This window comes from Paractinoplanes aksuensis, from assembly GCF_024137025.1.
Classification (GTDB): Bacteria; Actinomycetota; Actinomycetes; order Mycobacteriales; family Micromonosporaceae; genus Actinoplanes; species Actinoplanes aksuensis.
Genome location: NZ_JAMYJR010000043.1, coordinates 1 through 20,698, shown reverse-complemented (window position 1 = coordinate 20,698; position 20,698 = coordinate 1). Strand labels below are relative to the sequence as shown.

Genomic DNA, 20,698 nt, shown 5'->3' with positions numbered 1-20,698 from the left:
AACGCCCGCGTCATCAACGCCGCGGGACGCAACCACCACGGCCGGAACGCCCGCGTCATCAACGCCGCCGGATGCAGACACCACGGCCGGAACGCCCGCGTCGTCGGCAGCGCGGGACGCAGCCAGCGCGGCGGCTGTGGTCAGGCCGTGGTCGAGCAGGGCGCTGCCCAGGCCGCGACCGCGGGCGGACGGGTCGACCAGGCCGGTGAAGGCGGGCCCGGTGGGCGTGAGGCGGGCCGCCCCGGCTGCGAGCAGGCTGCCGTCGGCGGTGGGCAGTGCGAACGCCGCCACGCCGTCGCCGGTCCAGCGCCGCCCGAGGAAACCGGGGTCGGTGGCGAGCGGCAGGCCGCCGTCGGCCGCGTAGCACCGCTCGGCGAGCGCCAGCAGTTCCGCCGGCACGCCGGTCAGCTCGGTCCACATCGTCTCGCCCGTCGCTGTCACCGGGCCAGACTAGGGCCTCTCCGGCTGGTCGCGGGACGCGAGACGCCGGTGGCGGTGACAGCGGGACGCGAGACGCCGGTGGCGGTGATAGCGGGACGCGAGACGCCGGGCCCGGCGGTGGCGGCCGGCTCCAGGGCCTGCCGTCACCGGGATCGACCTATTTGACCCCCGCTGCGTCCATGCCGCGGAGCTCTTTCTTGAGCTCGCCCATCTCGTCGCGGATGCGGGCCGCCAGCTCGAACTGGAGCTCGCGGGCCGCGCCCAGCATCTGCTCGTTGAGGTCCTGGATGAGCTGGGCCAGCTCGGCCCGGGCCATGCCCTCACGGGCCGGACCGGCCGGCGCCGGGCTGCGGCCCTTGGACCTGGTCTCGGGCACCGGGGCCTTGCCCCGCGAGATCTGACGGCCGCCCCCGCCGACCATCGGCGACACCTGGGCCTCGGTGTCCTCGGCCTCGCGGTAGATGTCGTCGAGGATGTCGTGGATCCGCTTGCGCAGCGCCGTCGGCACGATGCCGTTGGCCTCGTTGTGCGCGATCTGCTTGTCGCGCCGGCGGTTGGTCTCGTCGATGGCGTCGCGCATCGACGGGGTCATCTTGTCGGCGTACATGTGGACCTCGCCCGACACGTTACGGGCGGCGCGGCCGATCGTCTGGATGAGCGACCGGCCCGAGCGCAGGAAGCCCTCCTTGTCGGCGTCGAGGATGGCCACCAGCGACACCTCGGGCAGGTCGAGGCCCTCGCGCAGCAGGTTGATGCCGACGAGCACGTCGTAGTCGCCCTTGCGCAGCTCTTTGAGCAGCTCGACCCGGCGCAGGGTGTCGACCTCGGAGTGCAGGTAGCGCACCCGGATGCCGTTTTCCAGCAGGTAGTCGGTGAGGTCTTCCGACATCTTCTTGGTCAGAGTGGTGACCAGGACCCGCTCGTCGCGCTCGGTGCGGAGCTTGATCTCGTGCATCAGGTCGTCGATCTGGCCCTTGGTCGGCTTGACCACGACCTGCGGGTCGACCAGGCCGGTGGGGCGGATCACCTGCTCGACGTACTCGCCCTGGGCCTGCTGCATCTCCCACGGGCCGGGGGTCGCGGACAGATAGACCGACTGCCCCACCCGCTCGAGGAACTCGTCGAAGCGCAGCGGGCGGTTGTCGGCCGCGCTGGGCAGCCGGAACCCGTGCTCGATGAGGATGCGCTTGCGGGAGGCGTCACCCTCGTACATGCCGCCGATCTGCGGGATCGTCACGTGCGACTCGTCGATGACGGTGATGTAGTCGTCGGGGAAGTAGTCGAGCAGCGTGTACGACGGCTCGCCGGGCGAGCGCCCGTCCATGTGCATCGAGTAGTTCTCGATGCCGTTGCAGAAGCCGACCTGGCGCATCATCTCGACGTCGTACGTGGTGCGCATGCGCAGCCGCTGGGCCTCGAGCAGCTTGCCCTGCCGTTCGAGCTCGGCCAGCCGCTCCTCGAGCTCGGCCTCGATCTGGTTGATCGCGCGTTCCATGCGCTCGGGCCCGGCCACGTAGTGCGACGCCGGGAAGATCACCAGATGTTCGACCTCGCGCACGACCTCGCCGGTGAGCGGGTGCAGGTAATACAGCTTCTCGATCTCGTCGCCGAACAGCTCGATACGGACCGCCAGCTCTTCGTAGGCCGGGATGATCTCGAGCGTGTCGCCCCGCACGCGGAACGTGCCGCGCTGGAAGGCCATGTCGTTGCGCGCGTATTGAATGTCGACCAGGCGCCGCAGCAGCTTGTCGCGGTCGACCTCTTCGCCGACCTTGAGCCCGACGGACCGGTCGAGGTATTCCTGCGGGGTGCCCAGGCCGTAGATCGCGCTGACCGTGGCCACCACGATCGTGTCGCGCCGGGTGAGCAGCGACATCGTGGCCGAGTGGCGCAGCCGTTCGACCTCTTCGTTGACCGACGAGTCTTTCTCGATGTAGGTGTCGGTCTGCGCGATGTAGGCCTCGGGCTGGTAGTAGTCGTAGTAGCTGACGAAGTATTCGACAGCGTTGTTGGGCAGCAGCTCGCGGAACTCTTTGGCGAGCTGGGCGCAGAGCGTCTTGTTGGGGGCCAGCACGAGGGCCGGCCGCTGCAGCTTCTCGATCAGCCAGGCCGTGGTGGCACTCTTGCCCGTGCCGGTCGCGCCGAGCAGCACCGTGTTGCGGTCACCGCGCCGGACCCGCCGGTCGAGCTCGGCGATGGCGGCCGGCTGGTCACCGGCCGGCTGGAATTCACTGACGACCTCGAAGCGGCCGTCGAGTCGTGGAAAGTCGAGCGCCATGGGACCTACCGTACGTCGGGGGTATGACAAGTTCCGGCCGTCGCCGGGGCCGTGCGTTCACCCGGGCGGGGCCGTCGTGCGGAGGGTGCACATTCGGCCCTGCCCGGCGGCATTGATGCCGGTTGTGCGACACGCCTACCCTGGTCGGGTAGGCCGCTCGCGGCGGCCGCCCGGCACTGAGCGGGGCCACCACACGGTCCCCTCAGCCGGCCCGTGGTTGTTGCGCCCCGGCTTCCGGCGAGCGCACCCGCAGGTGGTCGCGCCCAGCGCAGACCGGCCGCCGCGAGCGCCCTAATTCCAACCCTGAGGTCAACCCCTTTCTTCCGTACGCCGTACAGCGCACCGAAGTCAGGCCGTCCGGCCGGGCGCAGCGAAGAAGACCGCGCAGCCCGCCGCAGTGAAGAAGGCCGTGCAGCCCGCCGCAGTCAGGAATGGTGCGCGGCCCGCCGCAGTCAGCCCCGCCGGCCGGGGCGTCGACGTCAGCCCGCGGTCTCGCCGGAGTCCGGGCGCCAGCCGGTCCTCTCGGCCCAGTCGTCGGCGGCGCGGGCCTCGTCGTCGAACCAGGGTTCCTTGGCCTCGGCGTACGTGTAGCGGTCCTGATGATCTGCCGACCAGCGCACCTTGGCCGCCGCGTAGCCGTCCCGGGCCTCGGGCACGGCACGCAGGTGGTCGCGCATCAACAGGGCGAAGCGCCAGCCGGGCGAGCCGGTCACTCGGACGTGCAGGTTCAGCGTACGGCCGGGGTCGGTGCCGCCGTGCAACCGCTTGGGCCAGGTCTCGCCGGGCAGGCCACGCGCGTTGTCGATCCACTCCCCCGGCCGCCGCGGGAAGCCGGCCCCGGCCAGCCGGTCGGCCAGCGCGTCGGCCTCGTCGAGGGTGCGCACGGCCAGCATGAGGTCGATGATGTCCTTGGCCGGAAGCCCGGGGACGGCGGTCGAGCCGATGTGCGAGACCAGGTGGCCCGCGGGCAGGGCGTGCCGGATGCGGGCGATCAGGCGCTCGGCCTGCTCGGGCCAGGTCGGGTCGGGGTCGGCGATGTGCAGCCGCCGGTCGGGCCGGGCCGACGAGCGGAGGCGCACGTTCTCCTCGTACGGCCGAAGCCGGTTCCTGAACAGCCGGTCGACCTGCTCGTTGAGTTCGTCGAGAGTGCCGTCGTTGCGCAGCACCACATCGGCCGCACGGCGGCGGACGGTGTCGTCGGCTTGCGCGGCGATGCGGGACTCGGCCTGCTCGAGCGGCATGCCACGGGTCTCGGCGAGCCGCCGGACCCGGGCCGCCCGATCGGCCTCGACGACGACGACCAGGTGGTAGGAGGGGGCAATACCCGTCTCGACCAGCAGCGGCACGTCGTTGACGACGATCGCGTCGGGCGAGGCGGCGGCAGTCAGCTCGGCCGCCCGGGCTCGGATGCGCGGGTGCGTGATCTTTTCCAGCGTGCGGCGGGCTTCGGGATCGCCGAAGACCCGAGCCGCCAGGGCGGGCCGGTCGAGCTCGCCCTCGGCCGTCAGCACCTCGGGGCCGAAGGCGGTCCCGATCTCGGCCAGCCCCTCGGTGCCCGGCGCGACGACCTCGCGCGCCAGCACGTCGGAATCGATGATCACCGCGCCGTTGCGGGCCAGCCGCCGCGCCACCGCGCTCTTACCCGCACCGATCCCGCCGGTCAGTCCCACCTTCAGCACGCGACCAGTATTCCCGGCCCGCCCACGACACGACAGCCCGGCCCGACGGAACAAAGAGGGAGGTGCGAAGGCCGCCGCGCAAGACAAAGGGTGGGGCCGCCGCACAGAGCGAAAGGTGCGGGGCCACCGCGCAGGGATGAAGGGCGCGGCGCCGCACAGAGACCAAGGGCGCGGGGCCGCCGCTCAGAGTGAAGGGTGCGGCGCCGCGGTCAGGTAAGGCGAAAGGCCGCCCCGACCGAAGTCGGAGCGGCCTTTCGGATGATGCTGCGGTGATTCAGCCTCGCGGCTGGGTCACTTGCCGCCGGCGAGCTTCTCGCGCAGAGCCGCGAGAGCCTCGTCGGTGGCCAGGGTGCCGGACGGCTCCTCGTTGGCGCGCGCCGGGGCCGGCGAGCTCGACGAGGAGGACGTCGACGTGCTGGACGACGAGCTGGTCGCCGCGCCGGCCGGGACCGGGTTGAGCGCAGCCTCGGCGTCGGCGTCGCGGGACGCCTGCACCTGCTTGGTGTGGGCCTCCCAGCGCTCGCGGGCGTCGGCGTACTGCTTCTCCCACGTCTCGCGCTGCTTGTCGAAGCCCTCGAGCCACTCGCCCGTCTCGGGGTCGAAGCCCTCCGGGTAGATGTAGTTGCCCTCGTTGTCGTACGTGGCCGCCATGCCGTAGAGGGTCGGGTCGAAGTGCTCCTCGCCCTCGACGAAGCCCTCGTTGGCCTGCTTGAGCGACAGCGAGATGCGACGACGCTCGAGGTCGATGTCGATGACCTTGACCAGGACGTCGGAGCCCACCTGGACGACCTGCTCGGGCAGCTCGACGTGCCGCTCGGCCAGCTCGGAGATGTGCACCAGACCCTCGATGCCGTCGTCCACGCGGACGAAGGCGCCGAACGGAACCAGCTTGGTGACCTTGCCCGGGACGATCTGGTTGATCGCGTGGGTGCGGGCGAACTGGCGCCACGGGTCTTCCTGGGTCGCCTTCAGCGACAGCGAGACGCGCTCGCGGTCCAGGTCGACGTCGAGCACCTCGACCTCGACCTCCTGGCCGACCTCGACAACCTCGGACGGGTGGTCGATGTGCTTCCAGGACAGCTCCGAGACGTGCACCAGACCGTCGACGCCGCCGAGGTCGACGAACGCGCCGAAGTTGACGATCGAGGACACGACGCCCTTGCGGACCTGGCCCTTCTGGAGCTTGTTGAGGAACTCGGTGCGGACCTCGGACTGCGTCTGCTCGAGCCAGGCCCGGCGGGACAGGACCACGTTGTTGCGGTTCTTGTCCAGCTCGATGATCTTGGCTTCGAGCTCACGGCCCACGTAGGGCTGGAGGTCGCGGACACGACGCATCTCGACCAGGGAGGCCGGCAGGAAGCCGCGGAGGCCGATGTCGAGGATGAGACCACCCTTGACGACCTCGATGACGGAGCCGCGAACGACGCCGTCGTCCTCCTTGATCTTCTCGATGGTGCCCCACGCGCGCTCGTACTGCGCACGCTTCTTCGAGAGGATCAGACGGCCTTCCTTGTCCTCCTTGGTGAGGACGAGGGCTTCGATGTGGTCACCGACCGACACCACTTCCGCGGGGTCCACGTCATGCTTGATCGACAACTCGCGCGAGGGGATGACACCCTCGGTCTTGTAGCCGATGTCGAGCAGGACCTCGTCCCGATCGACCTTGACGACGGTGCCTTCGACAATGTCGCCGTCGTTGAAGTACTTGATGGTCTCGTCGATGGCGGCGAGGAATGCTTCCTCGGACCCGAGATCGTCGACGGTGACCTTGTTGGCGCTCGAGGTGGCCTCGATGCTGCTCGTCATGTGGACTGTTGCTCCGAACGGATGGATTCGTGGTGTCTCTCGCGCGCCGCGGAACTGCCGGCGGGCACGGCACGAACGAGCAAAAAAGGACCGAGGATCCTTGCAGTCGATCATGTCGAGACCGACGACCACGGAACCTGCTCCCTGCCGAGGCACACGATCCGCGAGCGCATCGACTAGCTTACCGTGCGCATTACCACAGGTTGCAAGCCCTCCTGACGAGCCAGGCACAATGTTCGACCGAAACCCCGCAGCATGCCCGTAATGTGCTGATTCTGGACGCCGCGACGCGCTGCCGTACCTTGGCGGGGTGACCGAGATCAACCCGCCGGCCGCCCGATCGCCGATCTCCGACGCCGAGAGCCGGGTCGCCAGCCGCGGCTGGTGGGACTCCGACGCCGACGACTACCAGGCCGAACACGGCGCCTTCCTGGGCGATCTCGATTTTGTGTGGTGCCCCGAAGGGCTGCGGGAGGCCGACGCGCGGCTGCTCGGCGACGTGCGGGGCCGGCGGGTGCTCGAGCTCGGGGCGGGGGCCGCGGCCGGGGCCCGGTGGCTCGACGGGCAGGGCGCCGAGGTGACCGCCCTCGATCTCTCGGCGGGGATGCTGCGGCACGCGCGGGCGGCCGAGGCCCGTACGGGCGTCCGGGTTCCCCTGGTTCAAGCCGACGCGCTGGCCCTGCCGTTCGCGGACAGCGTATTCGACATCGTGTGCACCGCCTTCGGGGCGATCCCGTTCGTGGCCGACTCGGGCGCCGCGATGCGCGAGGTGGCCCGGGTGCTGCGGCCGGGCGGCGCCTGGGTCTTCTCGATCACGCACCCGATGCGCTGGATCTTCTGGGACGAGCCCGACGAGAGCGGGCTGATCGCGCGCAACTCGTACTTCGACCGCACCCCGTACGTCGAGACCGACGAGCGGGGTGTGCCCACCTACGTCGAGCAGCACCGCACGCTCGGCGACCGGGTGCGGGAGCTGGTGGCCGCCGGCTTCGTGCTGCGCGACCTGGTCGAACCGGAGTGGCCGGCCGGGCACGAGCAGGTCTGGGGTCAGTGGAGCCCGCTGCGGGGCCGGCTCTTCCCGGGTACGGCGATCTTCGTGTCCGACCGGCCGGGCTGACCGTTTCCGCAGGCCGTCCGGGGGTACCCGACGGCCATGGCGGAGAACGAGAGCCTCGAAAAGGGCGACGACGTGACCTGGAGGAGCCACGGGCAGACCGTGCACGGCGAGGTCGAGCAGAAGATCACGAGGCGCACCGAGACGGCCGGGCGGACCGTGGACGCCTCGTCCGACGACCCGCAGTACAAGGTCAAGAGCGACAAGACCGGGCGCGAGGCCGTGCACAAGCCGGGAGCGCTGAAGAAGGATGGCTGAGACCGACACCTACGCCGAGTTCAAGGAAGCGGTCAACATGACCGCGAGCGAACTGGAGAAGTGGCTCGAGACCGACGAGTCGAAGGACGTCGGCCAGAAGTCGTCCTCGGGCGGCGAATCGGTCGGCCACGACTCCGGTCGCAAGATCATCAAGATTCTCGGTACGAAGAAGGGCGACCTCACCGAGGCCGACGAGGCGCACATGCGCAAGGTCGTCGGCTACGTGCACCGTCATCTGGCCCAGCGCCCGAAGGGTGACGTCGAGGACACGAAGTGGCGCTGGTCACTGATGAACTGGGGCCACGACCCGCTCAAGAAGTGAGCTAGACCGGGATGCCCGTCTCGAGCAGCGTGCCCATGACGGCCAGCGCCGCCGGGATCATGCGGTAGTAGACCCAGGTGCCGCGGCGGTCGCTGTCGACCAGACCGGCCTCGCGCAGCACCTTGAGGTGGTGCGAGATGGTCGGGCCGGTCAGATGGAACTCACCGGTCAGGTCGCAGACGCACACCTCACCCCCGCGGGCGGAGGCGATCATCGACAGCAGCCGCAGGCGAACCGGGTCGCCCAGCGCCTTGAACATCGGCGCGAACGCGTCGGCCTGGGCCCGGTCGAGCGGCTCGCGGGTGAGCGGCCCACCCTCGGCGGCGTTTTCCATCGTCTGGCTCCCCATGGCGTCACCCTTGCAAAGCGCCGCAACCGCATCCCGTCACGACACGCTGGCTCTCCGCGCCCGCGAAGAACACGACCGCGGAGAGCCTACGCCGCCGGGCCGGCCGACGGTGATCCGGAACGGCGCGACAACCACGTCGGGGGCGCGGACACCCGCTCGGCGTGGTCGCCCGGCGTCACGGTGATGTCGGCGTCCCGCCCCAAGGCGTGTTTCATACTGGGCTCGGCCTGCGGCGAGGTCCAGATTTCGTCTGCGTGCGGCCCGCGGAAGGCAGGCTACCGGTGTTGTAACCGGCCTTTCGCGGGACGTGCGCAGACGGAATCTGGGCCCGGCGCAGGTCGGGTCCAGTTATGAAACACGCCTAGGGTGGGGGCATGGCAGGGAATGGGGTGCGATCCGCGATCCGGGAACTGCTGCAGGTCACGGCCATGTGGTTCGGCCTGGGCGAGCCGGACCCGGCGAACGGGCGAACCCCGCCCGAGCAACGCGCCGCCTATCTGTTCGTGCAGACGCTGGCCGCCGTGGTTCTGGGTGTGACGGCGGCCATCGTCTACCTCGTCGTCAAGGGTGGGCCCGTGCCGGCGGGCTGGCCCGTCCCCTATCTGCCGCTCTTCGTGCCGCTGGCGATCGCCGTGGCCCGGCGGCCGGCCACCAGCTTGTGGCTGCTGGCCGCGGCCGTGCCGGCGGGCGCCCTGGTCACCGTCGTCGTGGCGACGATGATCCCGAGCACCGGCTTCTGGGCCTGGTTCAGCGCTGTCGCGGCCGGCGCGCTGGCCGCCGCCACCTTCTTCGGAGCGGTCTCGCCGCGCCGCTGAGGGTCTGTCCCTCGGATCGCGCCGCAGCCCGGCGTGATCCGCCAGATACGCCCTAGTGGTCGGCGCCGTTCCAGTCGCGGCCGTGGCCGACCGAGACGTCGAGCGGGACGGAGAGCGGGTAGGCCGCGCTCATCTCGCGGCGCACCAGCTCCTCGAGCTGCTCGCGTTCGCCGGTGGCCACGTCGAAGACCAGTTCGTCGTGGACCTGCAGCAGCATGCGGGACTTGAGGCCGGTCTCTTTGAGCGCCCGGTCGACCCGCAGCATCGCGATCTTGATGATGTCGGCCGCGGAGCCCTGGATGGGGGCGTTCAGCGCCATCCGCTCGGCCATCTCGCGGCGCTGGCGGTTGTCGCTGGACAGGTCGGGCAGGTAGCGGCGCCGGCCCAGGATGGTCGCGGTGTAGCCGTCCTGCACGGCCCGCTTCACCACGGCCTGCAGGTATTCACGGACGCCGCCGAAACGCTCGAAGTATTCGTCCATGAGGCCGCGGGCCTCGTCGGTGGGAATGTTGAGCTGGTTGGACAGGCCGAACGCGCTCAGCCCGTAGGCCAGGCCGTAGTTCATCGCCTTGATCTTGCGGCGCTGGTCGGGGACGACCTCTTCGACCGGCACGTGGAACACCGACGAGGCGGTGGCCGCGTGGAAGTCGAACGCCGAGTTGAACGCGGCCACCAGCGCCTCGTCGGCCGACAGGTGGGCCATGATGCGCATCTCGATCTGGCTGTAGTCGGCCGTCATGAGCTGCTCGAAGCCCTCGCCGACGACGAACGCGCGCCGGATGCGGCGGCCCTCTTCGGTCCGGATCGGGATGTTCTGCAGGTTGGGGTCGGTCGACGAGAGCCGGCCGGTGGCCGCCACGGTCTGGTTGAACGTGGTGTGGATGCGGCCGTCGTCGGAGACCGACTTGAGCAGCCCGTCGACCGTCGACTTGAGCTTGGCCACGTCGCGGTGCCGCAGCAGGTGCTCGAGCAGCGGGTCGCCGGTCTGGGCGAACAGGCTCTGCAGCGCGTCGGCGTCGGTCGTGTAACCCGACTTGATCTTCTTGGTCTTGGGCAGGTTCTTCTCGACGAACAGGATCTCTTGCAGCTGCTTGGGCGAGCCCAGGTTGAACTCACGCCCGACCTCGGCGTGCGCGGCCTGCTGGGCCGCCTTGACCTCGGCCGCGAAGTGGGCCTCGAGCTCGGACAGGTAGACCGTGTCGGCCGCGATGCCGAGGTGTTCCATCTCGCCCAGCACCTCGGACAGCGGCTGCTCGACCTCGACCAGCAGGGTCTGGGACTCGCCGCCGTCGCGCGAGAGCTCCTCGGTGAGCACGTCGGCCAGGTCGAGCGTGGCCCGGGCCCGCAGCATCACGTTCTGTTCGGCCGCGGCCTCGTCGCCGGTGCCGGCGAGCAGGTCGAGCTGGCCGGTCTGCGGCTCCTCGACCCGCAGCTCGCGCTTGAGGTAGCGCAGGGCCAGGTCGTTGAGGTCGTAGGCGCGCTGGTCGGGCTTGGCCAGGTAGGCCGCCAGCGCGGTGTCGACCCGCACGCCGGTCAGGTGCCACCCATGCGCGCGCATGGCCAGCGCGGCCGGCTTGGCGTCGTGCAGCACCTTGGGCCGGTCGGGGTCGGTGAGCCAGTCGGCGACCGCGCGCTCGTCGGCCTCGTCGAGGGCGGCCGGGTCGAACCAGGCGGCCGGGCCGTCGCCGGTCGCGACGGCGACGCCGGTGAGCGTGCCCGTCCCGCGGCCGAAGGTGCCGGTGACCGCCACGCCGACCGGCGCCGCGGCGGCGTGGGCGGCCAGCCACGGGCCCACCTCGCCCGCGCCCAGCGCCCGGCCGTCGATGTCGAAGCCGGCCTCGGCCTCGGGCTCGACCGCCTCGAGGTAGGAGTAGAGACGCTCGCGCAGCACCCGGAACTCGAGCGCGTCGAACACCTGGTGCACGGCCTCACGGTCCCAGCCGTGCCAGCGCACGTCCTCGGGGCGGATCTCGAGCTCGAGGTCGGTGCGCAGAGCGTTGAGGCTGTAGTTCTGGATCACCGAGGCCAGGTGGGCGCGCAAGTTGTCGCCGGCCTTGCCCTTGACCTTGTCGGCATTGGCGACGACGCCGTCGAGGCCACCGAACTCGATGATCCACTTGGCGGCTGTCTTGGGCCCGACGCCGGGCACGCCGATCAGGTTGTCGCTGGTCTCGCCGACCAGGGCGGCCTTGTCGCGATAGAGATGCGGCGGGACGAGCTGCTTCTCCTCGACCAGGGCCGGGGTCATCCGCCAGACCTCGGAGACGCCGCGGCTCGGGTAGAGGACCGTGGTGTGCTCGTCGACCAGTTGCAGGGCGTCGCGGTCGCCGGAGGAGATGAGCACCTCCATGCCGGCCGCGCGGGCCTGCGTGGCCAGGGTGGCGATGACGTCGTCGGCCTCGAAGCCGGCCTTCTCGACGTAGGGGATGCGCAGCGCGTCGAGAATCTCTTTGACCAGACTGACCTGGCCCAGGAACTCCGGCGGGGTCGCCTTGCGGCCGGCCTTGTACTCCGGATAGATCTCGGTGCGGAAGGAGACGCGGGAGACGTCGAACGCGACCACGATGTGCGTGGGCTTCTCGTCGCGCAGCATGTTGATCAGCATCGAGGTGAAGCCGAACACGGCATTCGTGTGCTGACCGGTCTGCGTGCTGAAGTTCTCCTTGGGCAGCGCGTGGAACGCGCGGTAGGCCAAAGAGTGGCCGTCGAGCAGCAGCAAACGGGGGGTCTGGGCGTCGTCGCTCACGTCCAGGAACTCTAGTCGTGGGGTCCGACAATAACCCGGACCACCCCGTCTGCTCAGAGCACTTTGCTCAGGAATGCTTTGGTTCGCTCATGCTGCGGGTTGCCGATCACGTCGCGTGGGGCGCCCTGTTCGACCACGACCCCGCCGTCCATGAAGATCAGGTTGTCGCCCACCTCGCGGGCGAAGCCGATCTCGTGGGTCACCACGATCATGGTCATGCCGTCCTGGGCCAGGCCCTTCATGACGTCGAGGACCTCACCCACCAGCTCGGGGTCGAGCGCGCTGGTCGGCTCGTCGAACAGCATCAGCTTGGGCCGCATGGCCAGGGCCCGGGCGATCGCCACCCGCTGCTGCTGCCCGCCGGACAGCTGCCCCGGGTAGTTGCCGATCTTGCTGCTCAGGCCGACCCGGTCGAGCAATGCGGTCGCCCGCTCGCGGACCTCGGACTTGCTCTCCCGCTTGACCCGGCAGGGCGCCTCCATGACGTTGTCGAGCACCGTCATGTGCGGGAAGAGATTGAACCGCTGGAAGACCATGCCGATCGACCGCCGCTGCCGGGCCACGTCCTTCTCGCTGAGCTCGTGCAGCTTGCCGCCGCGCTCGCGATAGCCGACCAGATCGCCGTCGACGAAGATCCGCCCGGCGTTGATCTTTTCGAGGTGGTTGATGCAGCGCAGGAACGTCGACTTGCCGGAGCCCGAGGGGCCCAGCACGCAGCACACCTCGCCCGGCTTGACGACCAGGTCGATGCCCTTGAGCACCTCGAGCGAGCCGAACGACTTGTGCACGTTGTCGGCCCGCACCATCTCGGGCTCGGGCTCGGGTTCCGGCTCGGGTGCCTCGGCCACGGGCTCCTCGACGATCTCGTCGGGCTCGGGGGTGTCGGTCACGGTGTCTCCCCGGTGGTGGTGATCTTGCCGCCCTGCTCGACCTGGATGTTGCGCAGCCGCTGCTTGGCCCGGGCGCTGGCGCCGTACCCCTTGCCGTAGTGCCGCTCGACGTAGTACTGGCCGATCATCAGGATCGTGCAGATGATCAGGTACCAGATCACGGCCGCTACCAGCACGGGGAAGACCACGAAGGTCCGCGCCGAGATGTTGTTGAGCTGGAACCACAGCTCGCCCGCGACCGGCACGAAGGCCACCAGCGACGTGTCCTTGACCATGGCGATGGTCTCGTTGCCGGTGGGCGGCACGATCACCCGCATGGCCTGCGGCAGCACGATGCGGCGCAGCACCTGGAAGCGGCTCATGCCCAGGGCCACCGCGGCCTCGCTCTGCCCCGAGTCGACCGACTGCAGGCCGGCCCGCACGATCTCAGCCATGTACGCGGCCTCGGACAGGCCCAGCGCCAGCATGCCCGCCACGAAACCGGCGAGCAGGTCGACGGCCCGGATGCTGTAGAACTGCCCGTTGAAGTTGTCGATGCCGAACAACTTGCCGATCTGCTCGTCGAACGGCAGGCCGAAGCCGATCCGGCTCCACAGGATGTTCAGGTTGCCGAAGAGGATGGCCAGGATCAGTCGCGGCACCGCCCGGAAGAACCAGGTGTAGACGAACGCCACCGACGACAGGATCCGGTTCGGCGACAGCCGCATGACGGCCAGGACGGTGCCGAGGCCGATGCCGATGGCCATCGACGTGATCGTCAGCAGGATCGTGCCGCGCAGGCCCTCGAGGACGGGGCCGGTGAACATGACGCCGCGCTTGCCCTCTTCGTAGCTGACGAAGATATAGGACCAGCGGAAGTTGTCGTTGGTCAGCAGCAGGTGCACGAACATCGCGACGAGCACCGCGATGACCGCGATCGACACCCAGCGGACGGGGTGCCGTACGGGCACGGCCTTGATCGCCTCAGGCCGTGCCCGTTCGGTGGTGGACTGCTCGCTCATCTAGCGGGTCAGACCGAGGGGTTCACTTCGGGCGTCGTGATCGCACCCGCGGCGACGCCCCACTTGTCGAGGATCTGCTTGTACGTGCCGTCGGCGATGAGGGCCTGCACGGCCTCGCCGATCACGCCGGCGAACGCCTCCTGGTCCTTGGCCACGACGTAGCCGTACGGGGCCGAGTCGTAGATGTCGCCGACCAGCGCGAGCTTGCCCTGGGTCTGCTTCACCGCGTACGCCACGATCGGCGAGTCGGCCAGCATGGCCTCGTCCTTACCGGTGTTGACAGCGTTGGTCGCGTCCGACTGCTTCTGGTACTGGTCGATCGAGATCTTGGCCTTGCCGGCGTCGGTGCACTTCTTGGACCGGGCCTCCAGATCCTCCACCTGCACGGTCCCCGTCTGCACGGCGACCTTCTTGCCGCAGGCGTCGTCCGGGTTGATCGTCACGCCGGTCTTGGCGGCCCACTGGGTGCCCGCCGCGAAGTAGGAGACCATGTTGACCTCCTTCAGCCGGTCGGCGTTGATCGTGAACGACGAGACCCCGACGGCGTACTTGTCGCTGCTCACGCCCGGGATGATGCTGTCGAACGTGGCCGAGGTCCACTCGGTCTTCAGGTTCAGCTTCTGCGCGACGGCGTTGAACAGGTCGACGTCGAAGCCGACGACCGTCTTGCCGTCGGTGTCGATGAACTCGTTCGGCGCGTACGTCGAGTCGGTGCCGATGCTCAACGTGCCCGACGCCTTGATGTCGGCCGGGACCTTGTCGGCGAGCGAGGTGTCGGCGGACGCGCTGGGCGCCGGGGCTCCACTCGAGCTGGAGGTGTCCGACTCCGAGCCGCAAGCGCCCATCGACAACGTCAGCGCCGCCGCGGCGGCCAGGCCGAGGATCGCCCGGCGGCCGGGGGTGGTGCGCAACATGTTGACTCCCAAAATCAAAGAGATCGTGTTTAAGCGACGCCCAGGTAGGCGTCCTTGACGGCCGGGTCGTTCAGGAGATCGGCGCCGGTGCCTTCCTTCACGATCCGCCCCGTCTCCAGAACGTACGCGCGATGCGCCCGGGACAGAGCCTGTTGGGCGTTCTGTTCCACGAGCAGCACGGTCGTCCCCTGCTGGTTGATCTCCACGATGATGTCGAAGATCTGCTGGATCAGCATCGGGGCCAGACCCATCGACGGCTCGTCGAGCAGCAGCAGCTTGGGCCGGCTCATCAGGGCCCGCCCGACCGCCAGCATCTGCTGCTCACCGCCGGACAGCGTGCCCCCGGCCTGCTTCTCGCGCTCCTTGAGCCGCGGGAACAGGGTGAAGGCGCGCTGCAGGTCCTCGTCGATCTCGGACCGGTTGCGCCGCGTGTACGCGCCCATCTCCAGGTTCTCCCGCACCGTCATGCCCGGGAAGATGCCCCGGCCCTCGGGCGACTGGGAGACGCCGCGGATGACCCGCAGGTCGGCCCGCAGCTTGGTGATGTCCTCGCCGTCGAACTTGATCGTGCCCTGGGCCACCGGCCGCAGACCCGAGATGGCCCGCATGGTCGTCGACTTGCCGGCGCCGTTCGCGCCGATCAGGGCCACGACCTCGCCCTCGCCGACGGTCATGCTGATGCCGTGCAGGGCCTGGATGCGACCGTAGGCCAAGGTCACGTTGTCGATCTCAAGCAGCATCGGTGGGCACCCCCAGATACGCGGCGATGACCGCCGGATTGTCCCGCACCTCGGCCGGCGTGCCCTCGGCGATCTTCTTGCCGAACTCCAGCACGACGATCCGGTCGGTGACCCCCATGACCAGGCGCATGTCGTGCTCGATGAGCAGGACCGTCACCCCGGTGTCGCGGATCCGGCGGATCAGCTGGAGCAGATCCTCCTTCTCGGCCGGGTTAAAGCCGGCCGCCGGCTCGTCCAGGCAGAGCAGGGTCGGATTGGTGGCCAGGGCCCGGGCGATCTCCAGGCGGCGCTGCTCACCGTACGAGAGGTTACGGCTCACGTCGCCGGCCCGGTGCGCGATCCCGACGAACCGCAGCAGCTCCAGCGAGCGCTCCTTGCCCGACTTCTCCTCCCGCCAGAACCGCGGCAGGCGGAACAGCGCGCTGATCACGCTCGTCTTGTGGTGCGCGTCCGCGCCCACCATGACGTTCTCGAGCGCGGTCATCTCGGGGAACAACCGCACGTTCTGGAACGTGCGGGCGATGCCGCCCCGGGTGATCTGGTGCTTCTTCTTCCCGACGATCGACTCGCCCTGGAAGCGGATCGCGCCCTCGGTCGGCCGGTAGACGCCCGTCATCGCGTTGAAGCAGGTCGTCTTGCCGGCGCCGTTGGGCCCGATCAGACCGAAGATCTCACCCTTGCGCAGCGAGAAGCTGACGTCGTTGAGCGCCACGACACCGCCGAAGCGCAGCGTGACGTGGTCGACCTCGAGAAGCACGTCCCCGGCCGGAGCGGACTTCGCCGCCGGCGCGGCGGCCGAGCCACCCGTCGGAGCAGCTTCGTCGACGGGCCGGGCATTCTGCCGGTCCAGCTCCTCAGGAGTCTCCTGATGCGGCTCGGTCATTGCGGAGCCACCTCCTTCTCGCGGTCCTTCAGCTCCATCGCGCGGCGGCGGCTCGGAATCAGGCCCTGGGGTCGCAGCACCATGATCAGGATGATCGCGGCGCCGAAGATCGCGAACCGGTACTCGTACAGGTCGGTGTCGCCGAACGACAGACCCCGCAGCCGGTCGGGGATGTACGAGATCAGCACACCGCCCAGGATCGCGCCGGCCATGTTGCCGGAGCCACCCATGACCACGCCCGCCAGCACCAGGATCGAGAACTGCAGGACGAACGTCTGCGAGTTGATGAAGCTCTGCTCGCCGGCGAACAGCACACCGCCCAGACCACCGATGAACGCGCCGATCGCGAACGCCCACAGCTTGTACTTGAACGTGCGCACGCCCATGACCTCGGCGGCTTCCTCGTCCTCACGGATCGCCAGCCACGACCGGCCGACCCGGCTCCGGTCCAGGTTCCGGACGCCCAGGATGACCAGGATGATGACCGTCAGACCGAGCCAGAAGTACGGGATCGCGTCGGTCACACCGAAGATCGGCTCACCGTTCCACGAACCCGGCGGGTGCGGGATGCTCGCGAAACCACGGTCGCCGCGCAGCGTCGTCGTCGACGTGGCCACGATCCGGATGATCTCGGCGAAGCCCAGCGTCACGATGGCCAGGTAGTCACCGCGCAACCGCAGCGTCGGCCAGCCCAGGATCACGCCCGCGATCATGGTCAGCACCAGCGCGGCCGGCACCGCCATCAGCCACTTCCAGCCGGTGTCGGCGTAGATCACCGAGTCCGGCGAGGTCAGCAGGGCCGTGCCGTAGGCGCCGACGGCGAAGAAGCCGACGTAACCCAGGTCGAGCAGACCCGCGTAACCGACCACCACGTTCAGGCCCAGGGCCAGCAGCACGTAGTAGGACATGTTGAACAGGGCGCTCGGCCAGTCGACACCCTCGGTGATGATCTGCGGGCCGATCAGCGGCACGTCGCCGGCGTACGGCAACAGGTAGGCCAGGACCGTGAAGACCAGAATCACCACAGCGCGTACGTACCAGGGCTGCCGGCCGAACCAGCCGCGCACACCACCGCTCGTACGGAAAGACGCCTTTTCGCTCATGCTCGAGCCCTTCCCAGCGACTCACCCAGCAGACCCGTCGGGCGGAACAGCAGGATGACCACTAGCAGCACGAACGACGCCGCGTGCAGCCACTGCGAACCGAACAGGCCGGCTGCGTAGTTCTGAAGCACACCCAGCAGCAGACCACCCAGCAGGGCGCCGCGCAGGTTGCCGATACCACCCAGCACCGCCGCCGTGAACGCGTCGATGCCGAGCAGGAAGCCCGCGTCGTAGCGCGTCACACCGATCTTCAGGTCGTACATCACCGCGGCGATGCCGGCCATCAGACCACCCAGCAGGAACACCAGCGCGATGACCCGCGACTTGTTGACACCCATCAACGCCGCCGAGTCCGGGTTCTGCGCCACCGCGCGAACACCCCGGCCCAGCCGCGACCCGTTGATGAAACGATCCAGCGCGAACATCATCACCAGCGCCAGCAGGACGATGAGGATCTGCAGGTTCGTCACCGTGGTGTCGCCGATCGTGAAGACCGGACGCGCCTGGATGATCGGCGGGACGCCGGTCTGGTTGCGGTGCGTCGCCACACCCACGACCTCGGAGATGAACAGCGACGCGCCGATCGCGGTGATCAGGAAGGCCAGCGGCGGCGCGTTACGCCGGCGCAGCGGCCGGTAGGCCACGAACTCGACCGTCAGCGCGGCGGCACCGGAGACGATGATCGCCGCGACGAGGCCGACCACCATGTAGAGCAACATCGGGCCGACCGCGGGGGCGGCCGAGTTCTGGTCCAGGCCGAACAGGCCCCAGGCGAACAGACAGGCGTACGTGCCGAGGAGGAACACCTCGGAGTGCGCGAAGTTGATGAGCCGAAGCACACCGTAGACCAGCGTGTAGCCCAGGGCGAACAACGCGATGATCGCGCCCTGAGCCAGACCCGTGACGGTGAGCGGCCCGAAATTATCGATCAGACCGGAAAAATCCACAGAGGGGCTCCAAAACGACGAGGCCGGTGCGGCCGGAGATCATCCGGCCGCACCGCCCACCAGAGAGTTAGTGCTGACCGATCAGGAGGTCTTGATCTCCACGTCGGCCTTCGCGTCGCCAGAGCTGTCGAACTTGAACGCCCAGACCTTGATGAAGTTGGGGTCCAGCTCACCGGTCTCGGTGAACTTGTAGGTGTTCGCGATGCCCTTGTAGTTCACGGTCTTCAGGTAGTCGTTCAGCTTCTGCGGGGTCGTGTTGCCCGCGTCGATGCCCTGAAGGAAGACGTTCGCGGCGTCGAACGCGACGTCCGAGTACGTGCCCGCGTCCTGGTTCCACTTCGCCTTGTAGTCGTTGACGAAGGTGCCACCCGCGGCCTCCGGCGGAGAACAGGGGCAGGTCACGACCGTGCCGACCGCGGCCTGAACGCCCGACGCCTTCGACAGGCCAGGGTCCTTCATGCCGTCGCCGCCCAGCAGCGTGCCCTTCCAGCCGGCCGCAGTGAGCTGCTTCCGGATGATGCCCGCGTTGGTGTAGTAGCCGCCGTAGAACAGCGCCGTGGCGCCGCTCGAGCTCACCTTCTGCACCAGCGCCGAGAAGTCGGCCTGCTTGCCGTCACCCTCGGTCTTGTCGGTCGCCACGACCAGCGAACCGAGCTTCGTCTTCACGACATCGGCCAGGCCGGCGCCGTACGCCGACTGGTCGTCCGCGACGAAGACCTTAGTGGCCTTCAGGTTGTCCTTGATGTACGCGGCAGCCGCCGGGCCCTGCGCGTCGTCATTGGCGACGGCGCGGTGGAAGACCTTCCAGCCCTTCGACGACAGCGAGACCCGCGTCGCCGACGGCGTGATGGTCGGGATGCCGGCCGACTCGAAGATCGGGTCGGCGGCCTCGGACTCGCCGGAGAACGGCGGGCCGACGATACCGATGATCTTCTTGTCCGCGACCAGGCTGCGAGCGACACCGGGCGCGACCGAAGCCTCACCCTGGGAGTCGAACTTCGCCACCTCGATACACGTGGAACCCTTGGCCTTGTTGTACTGGTCGATAGCCAGCTCGAAGCCCTGCTCGATGTTGACACCGAGGTTGGCGGCCGAGCCGGTCAGAGCGCCGAAGAACGCCAGCTTGTAGCCGCAGTTCCCCTCGCTCGCGGTGTCGTCGCTGCTCGAACCGCTATTACAAGCAGCGGCACCGGCGATGAGCCCGATGATGGCCACTCCGCCGATGGCTCGTGCGAGAACCTGCCTCAAGGTTGGAACCCTCCTCCATACCGAACCCACCGAGCCACCGTTGGCCGATTGGCACTTGCTGTGCCGGCGACCACAAGCGCCCCGTTATGGGGCGGGACGTTATCCCAGGTTCCCGGCCTGCCAAAAGACTTCACCTCGGCTTTCACCGAACCGTTACGTCCGGTGACCTGATGGCCAGGTTCGGTGTTACAACAGGGCTACCTCAAGATCAACTTGTGGCGGGTTGCGCGCCGTCCGCGTCCTGACCCTCCGCCAGGATGCGATCCGCCACCTCACGCATCGTCAACCGGTGATCCATCGCCGTGCGCTGAATCCACTTGAACGCCTGCGGCTCGGTCATCTGGTACTTGGTCATCAGCTCGCCCTTGGCCCGCTCGACCGACTTACGGGTCTCCAGCCGATCGGTCAGACCGGCGACCTCGGACTCCAGCACCGCGATCTCGGAGTAGCGGGACAGCGCGATCTCGATCGCCGGCACCAGATCCGATTTCTGAAACGGTTTCACCAGATACGCCATGGCGCCGGCGGCGCGGGCGCGCTCGACGAGGTCGCGCTGGCTGAAGGCGGTCAGGATGACGACCGGGGCGATCCGGCCCCCGGCGATCCGCTCGGCGGCCGCCAGGCCATCCATGATCGGCATCTTGATGTCGAGGATGACGAGGTCGGGGCGCAGCTCTTCGGCCAGGCGCACGGCGGTCTCCCCGTCGCCCGCCTCACCCACGACGTCGTAGCCCTCCTCGACGAGCATCTCGGCCAGGTCCAGACGGATGAGCGCCTCGTCCTCGGCGATCAACACCCGCTTGCGCTCGGCACCAGCCTGCGAGTCGGCCACGGAACCCCTACCCCCAACGTTCCCGAAGTCGCGACACCCCGGTATCCGGGTGTCGTCCCCTCAAGCCTAGTGGGTACGCTGTCTCCTGCTTGGGGCAGCGTGACCTTGTCTCGGTGAACCAGGCATGCCGGGGTGGCGCAATCGGCTGACGCGGATGACTCAAAATCATTTGTTCGAGAGAACATGCGGGTTCGAATCCCGTCCCCGGCACCACAGAAACTGTCGTACCCCTGTACGACAATGAAGATATGCACCCGGCGAGTTCAGCCGGTCGTAGCATTTGATCTTGGTGGTTTGGTGGGACAGGATGCCCGCCGTGCGTTTGATGCTGA

Annotated in this window: 20 protein-coding genes and 1 tRNA gene; 5 read left to right on the top strand and 16 right to left on the bottom strand. The window is 68.7% G+C overall.

The annotated features are described in order from the left end of the window. From M1L60_RS37500 to rpsA, 4 genes are all read right to left on the bottom strand, one after another. Positions 1-441, bottom strand: a 441-nt coding sequence (locus M1L60_RS37500) for a GNAT family N-acetyltransferase (protein WP_253242325.1), incomplete at its 3' end; no start/stop codon positions are given. Between the two features lie 157 nt (positions 442-598). Beyond that, positions 599-2,719, bottom strand: coding sequence for an excinuclease ABC subunit UvrB (gene uvrB, locus M1L60_RS37495; protein WP_253242324.1), 2,121 nt, complete (start codon positions 2,717-2,719; stop codon positions 599-601). A gap of 479 nt (positions 2,720-3,198) precedes the next feature. Beyond that, a complete protein-coding gene (coaE, locus tag M1L60_RS37490) occupies positions 3,199-4,398 on the bottom strand; it encodes a dephospho-CoA kinase (RefSeq protein WP_253242323.1) in 1,200 nt (399 codons plus the stop codon). Between the two features lie 291 nt (positions 4,399-4,689). Further along, on the bottom strand, positions 4,690-6,318 hold the full coding sequence (rpsA, locus tag M1L60_RS37485) for a 30S ribosomal protein S1 (RefSeq protein ID WP_438862199.1): 1,629 nt from the start codon (positions 6,316-6,318) through the stop codon (positions 4,690-4,692). A gap of 196 nt (positions 6,319-6,514) precedes the next feature. On the opposite strand from rpsA, the gene M1L60_RS37480 reads away from it, so the two are divergent. Genes M1L60_RS37480 through M1L60_RS37470 form a run of 3 tightly spaced genes read left to right on the top strand, consistent with a single transcriptional unit; the run spans position 6,515 to position 7,898 of the window. Beyond that, the gene (locus tag M1L60_RS37480; protein WP_253242321.1) at positions 6,515-7,321 is read left to right on the top strand and encodes a class I SAM-dependent methyltransferase; all 807 of its coding nucleotides are present in this window, start codon (positions 6,515-6,517) and stop codon (positions 7,319-7,321) included. A gap of 36 nt (positions 7,322-7,357) precedes the next feature. Next, entirely contained in the window at positions 7,358-7,576 is a 219-nt protein-coding gene (locus M1L60_RS37475; RefSeq protein ID WP_253242320.1) for a hypervirulence associated TUDOR domain-containing protein, read from the top strand. After that, positions 7,569-7,898: a DUF3140 domain-containing protein gene (locus M1L60_RS37470; RefSeq protein WP_253242319.1), complete on the top strand. Its 330-nt coding sequence runs from the start codon at positions 7,569-7,571 to the stop codon at positions 7,896-7,898. The genes M1L60_RS37475 and M1L60_RS37470 overlap by 8 nt, the downstream gene beginning before the upstream one ends. Position 7,899: 1 nt before the next feature. Here the strand turns inward: M1L60_RS37470 and M1L60_RS37465 are convergent, their stop codons facing one another. Both M1L60_RS37465 and M1L60_RS47370 read right to left on the bottom strand, forming a co-directional pair. Further along, positions 7,900-8,247, bottom strand: coding sequence for an ArsR/SmtB family transcription factor (locus M1L60_RS37465; RefSeq protein ID WP_253242318.1), 348 nt, complete (start codon positions 8,245-8,247; stop codon positions 7,900-7,902). Between the two features lie 86 nt (positions 8,248-8,333). Then, complete coding sequence (locus M1L60_RS47370; RefSeq protein ID WP_256518017.1) at positions 8,334-8,462, bottom strand: hypothetical protein; 129 nt, start codon at positions 8,460-8,462, stop codon at positions 8,334-8,336. A 159-nt stretch (positions 8,463-8,621) separates the two neighbouring features. On the opposite strand from M1L60_RS47370, the gene M1L60_RS37460 reads away from it, so the two are divergent. Further along, on the top strand, positions 8,622-9,062 hold the full coding sequence (locus tag M1L60_RS37460; protein ID WP_253242317.1) for a hypothetical protein: 441 nt from the start codon (positions 8,622-8,624) through the stop codon (positions 9,060-9,062). A 52-nt stretch (positions 9,063-9,114) separates the two neighbouring features. Here the strand turns inward: M1L60_RS37460 and polA are convergent, their stop codons facing one another. The 10 genes from polA to M1L60_RS37410 all read right to left on the bottom strand — a co-directional run bounded on the left by polA (position 9,115) and on the right by M1L60_RS37410 (position 20,366). Next, positions 9,115-11,808 (bottom strand): DNA polymerase I, encoded by a 2,694-nt coding sequence (gene polA / locus M1L60_RS37455; RefSeq protein ID WP_253242316.1) that lies wholly within the window; start codon positions 11,806-11,808, stop codon positions 9,115-9,117. Between the two features lie 53 nt (positions 11,809-11,861). Beyond that, a complete protein-coding gene (locus M1L60_RS37450) occupies positions 11,862-12,614 on the bottom strand; it encodes an amino acid ABC transporter ATP-binding protein (protein WP_253242326.1) in 753 nt (250 codons plus the stop codon). An 80-nt stretch (positions 12,615-12,694) separates the two neighbouring features. Beyond that, on the bottom strand, positions 12,695-13,699 hold the full coding sequence (locus M1L60_RS37445) for an amino acid ABC transporter permease (protein WP_253242315.1): 1,005 nt from the start codon (positions 13,697-13,699) through the stop codon (positions 12,695-12,697). Positions 13,700-13,707: 8 nt separating this feature from the next. After that, the gene (locus M1L60_RS37440; RefSeq protein ID WP_253242314.1) at positions 13,708-14,613 is read right to left on the bottom strand and encodes an ABC transporter substrate-binding protein; all 906 of its coding nucleotides are present in this window, start codon (positions 14,611-14,613) and stop codon (positions 13,708-13,710) included. 29 nt (positions 14,614-14,642) lie between these two features. Next, complete coding sequence (locus tag M1L60_RS37435) at positions 14,643-15,353, bottom strand: ABC transporter ATP-binding protein (protein WP_253242313.1); 711 nt, start codon at positions 15,351-15,353, stop codon at positions 14,643-14,645. Next, positions 15,343-16,236: an ABC transporter ATP-binding protein gene (locus M1L60_RS37430; RefSeq protein ID WP_253242312.1), complete on the bottom strand. Its 894-nt coding sequence runs from the start codon at positions 16,234-16,236 to the stop codon at positions 15,343-15,345. The genes M1L60_RS37435 and M1L60_RS37430 overlap by 11 nt, the downstream gene beginning before the upstream one ends. Next, entirely contained in the window at positions 16,233-17,339 is a 1,107-nt protein-coding gene (locus tag M1L60_RS37425; RefSeq protein WP_253242311.1) for a branched-chain amino acid ABC transporter permease, read from the bottom strand. Before M1L60_RS37425 ends, M1L60_RS37430 begins: the two co-directional genes overlap by 4 nt. After that, positions 17,336-18,286, bottom strand: a complete 951-nt coding sequence (locus M1L60_RS37420) for a branched-chain amino acid ABC transporter permease (protein WP_253242310.1) — start codon at positions 18,284-18,286, stop codon at positions 17,336-17,338. The genes M1L60_RS37425 and M1L60_RS37420 overlap by 4 nt, the downstream gene beginning before the upstream one ends. 81 nt (positions 18,287-18,367) lie before the next feature. Continuing rightward, positions 18,368-19,534 carry a branched-chain amino acid ABC transporter substrate-binding protein gene (locus tag M1L60_RS37415; RefSeq protein WP_253242309.1) on the bottom strand — a complete coding sequence of 389 codons (1,167 nt, stop codon included), beginning with the start codon at positions 19,532-19,534 and terminating at the stop codon, positions 18,368-18,370. Between the two features lie 208 nt (positions 19,535-19,742). Next, the gene (locus M1L60_RS37410; protein WP_253242308.1) at positions 19,743-20,366 is read right to left on the bottom strand and encodes an ANTAR domain-containing response regulator; all 624 of its coding nucleotides are present in this window, start codon (positions 20,364-20,366) and stop codon (positions 19,743-19,745) included. Between the two features lie 126 nt (positions 20,367-20,492). Here M1L60_RS37410 and M1L60_RS37405 point away from each other — a divergent pair. After that, a tRNA-Leu gene (locus M1L60_RS37405) sits at positions 20,493-20,579 on the top strand. Positions 20,580-20,698 lie beyond the last annotated feature (119 nt).

Excerpts from the sequence above, each read along its gene's own strand:
- uvrB (WP_253242324.1), bottom strand. The coding sequence starts at position 2,719 with ATGGCGCTCGACTTTCCACGACTCGACGGCCGCTTCGAGGTCGTCAGT.
- rpsA (WP_438862199.1), bottom strand. The coding sequence starts at position 6,318 with ATGATCGACTGCAAGGATCCTCGGTCCTTTTTTGCTCGTTCGTGCCGT.
- M1L60_RS37475 (WP_253242320.1), top strand. The coding sequence starts at position 7,358 with ATGGCGGAGAACGAGAGCCTCGAAAAGGGCGACGACGTGACCTGGAGG.
- M1L60_RS37470 (WP_253242319.1), top strand. The coding sequence starts at position 7,569 with ATGGCTGAGACCGACACCTACGCCGAGTTCAAGGAAGCGGTCAACATG.
- M1L60_RS37465 (WP_253242318.1), bottom strand. The coding sequence starts at position 8,247 with ATGGGGAGCCAGACGATGGAAAACGCCGCCGAGGGTGGGCCGCTCACC.
- M1L60_RS47370 (WP_256518017.1), bottom strand. The coding sequence starts at position 8,462 with ATGAAACACGCCTTGGGGCGGGACGCCGACATCACCGTGACGCCGGGC.
- M1L60_RS37460 (WP_253242317.1), top strand. The coding sequence starts at position 8,622 with ATGGCAGGGAATGGGGTGCGATCCGCGATCCGGGAACTGCTGCAGGTC.
- M1L60_RS37450 (WP_253242326.1), bottom strand. The coding sequence starts at position 12,614 with ATGGTGCGGGCCGACAACGTGCACAAGTCGTTCGGCTCGCTCGAGGTG.
- M1L60_RS37445 (WP_253242315.1), bottom strand. The coding sequence starts at position 13,699 with ATGAGCGAGCAGTCCACCACCGAACGGGCACGGCCTGAGGCGATCAAG.
- M1L60_RS37440 (WP_253242314.1), bottom strand. The coding sequence starts at position 14,613 with ATGTTGCGCACCACCCCCGGCCGCCGGGCGATCCTCGGCCTGGCCGCC.
- M1L60_RS37435 (WP_253242313.1), bottom strand. The coding sequence starts at position 15,353 with ATGCTGCTTGAGATCGACAACGTGACCTTGGCCTACGGTCGCATCCAG.
- M1L60_RS37430 (WP_253242312.1), bottom strand. The coding sequence starts at position 16,236 with ATGACCGAGCCGCATCAGGAGACTCCTGAGGAGCTGGACCGGCAGAAT.
- M1L60_RS37425 (WP_253242311.1), bottom strand. The coding sequence starts at position 17,339 with ATGAGCGAAAAGGCGTCTTTCCGTACGAGCGGTGGTGTGCGCGGCTGG.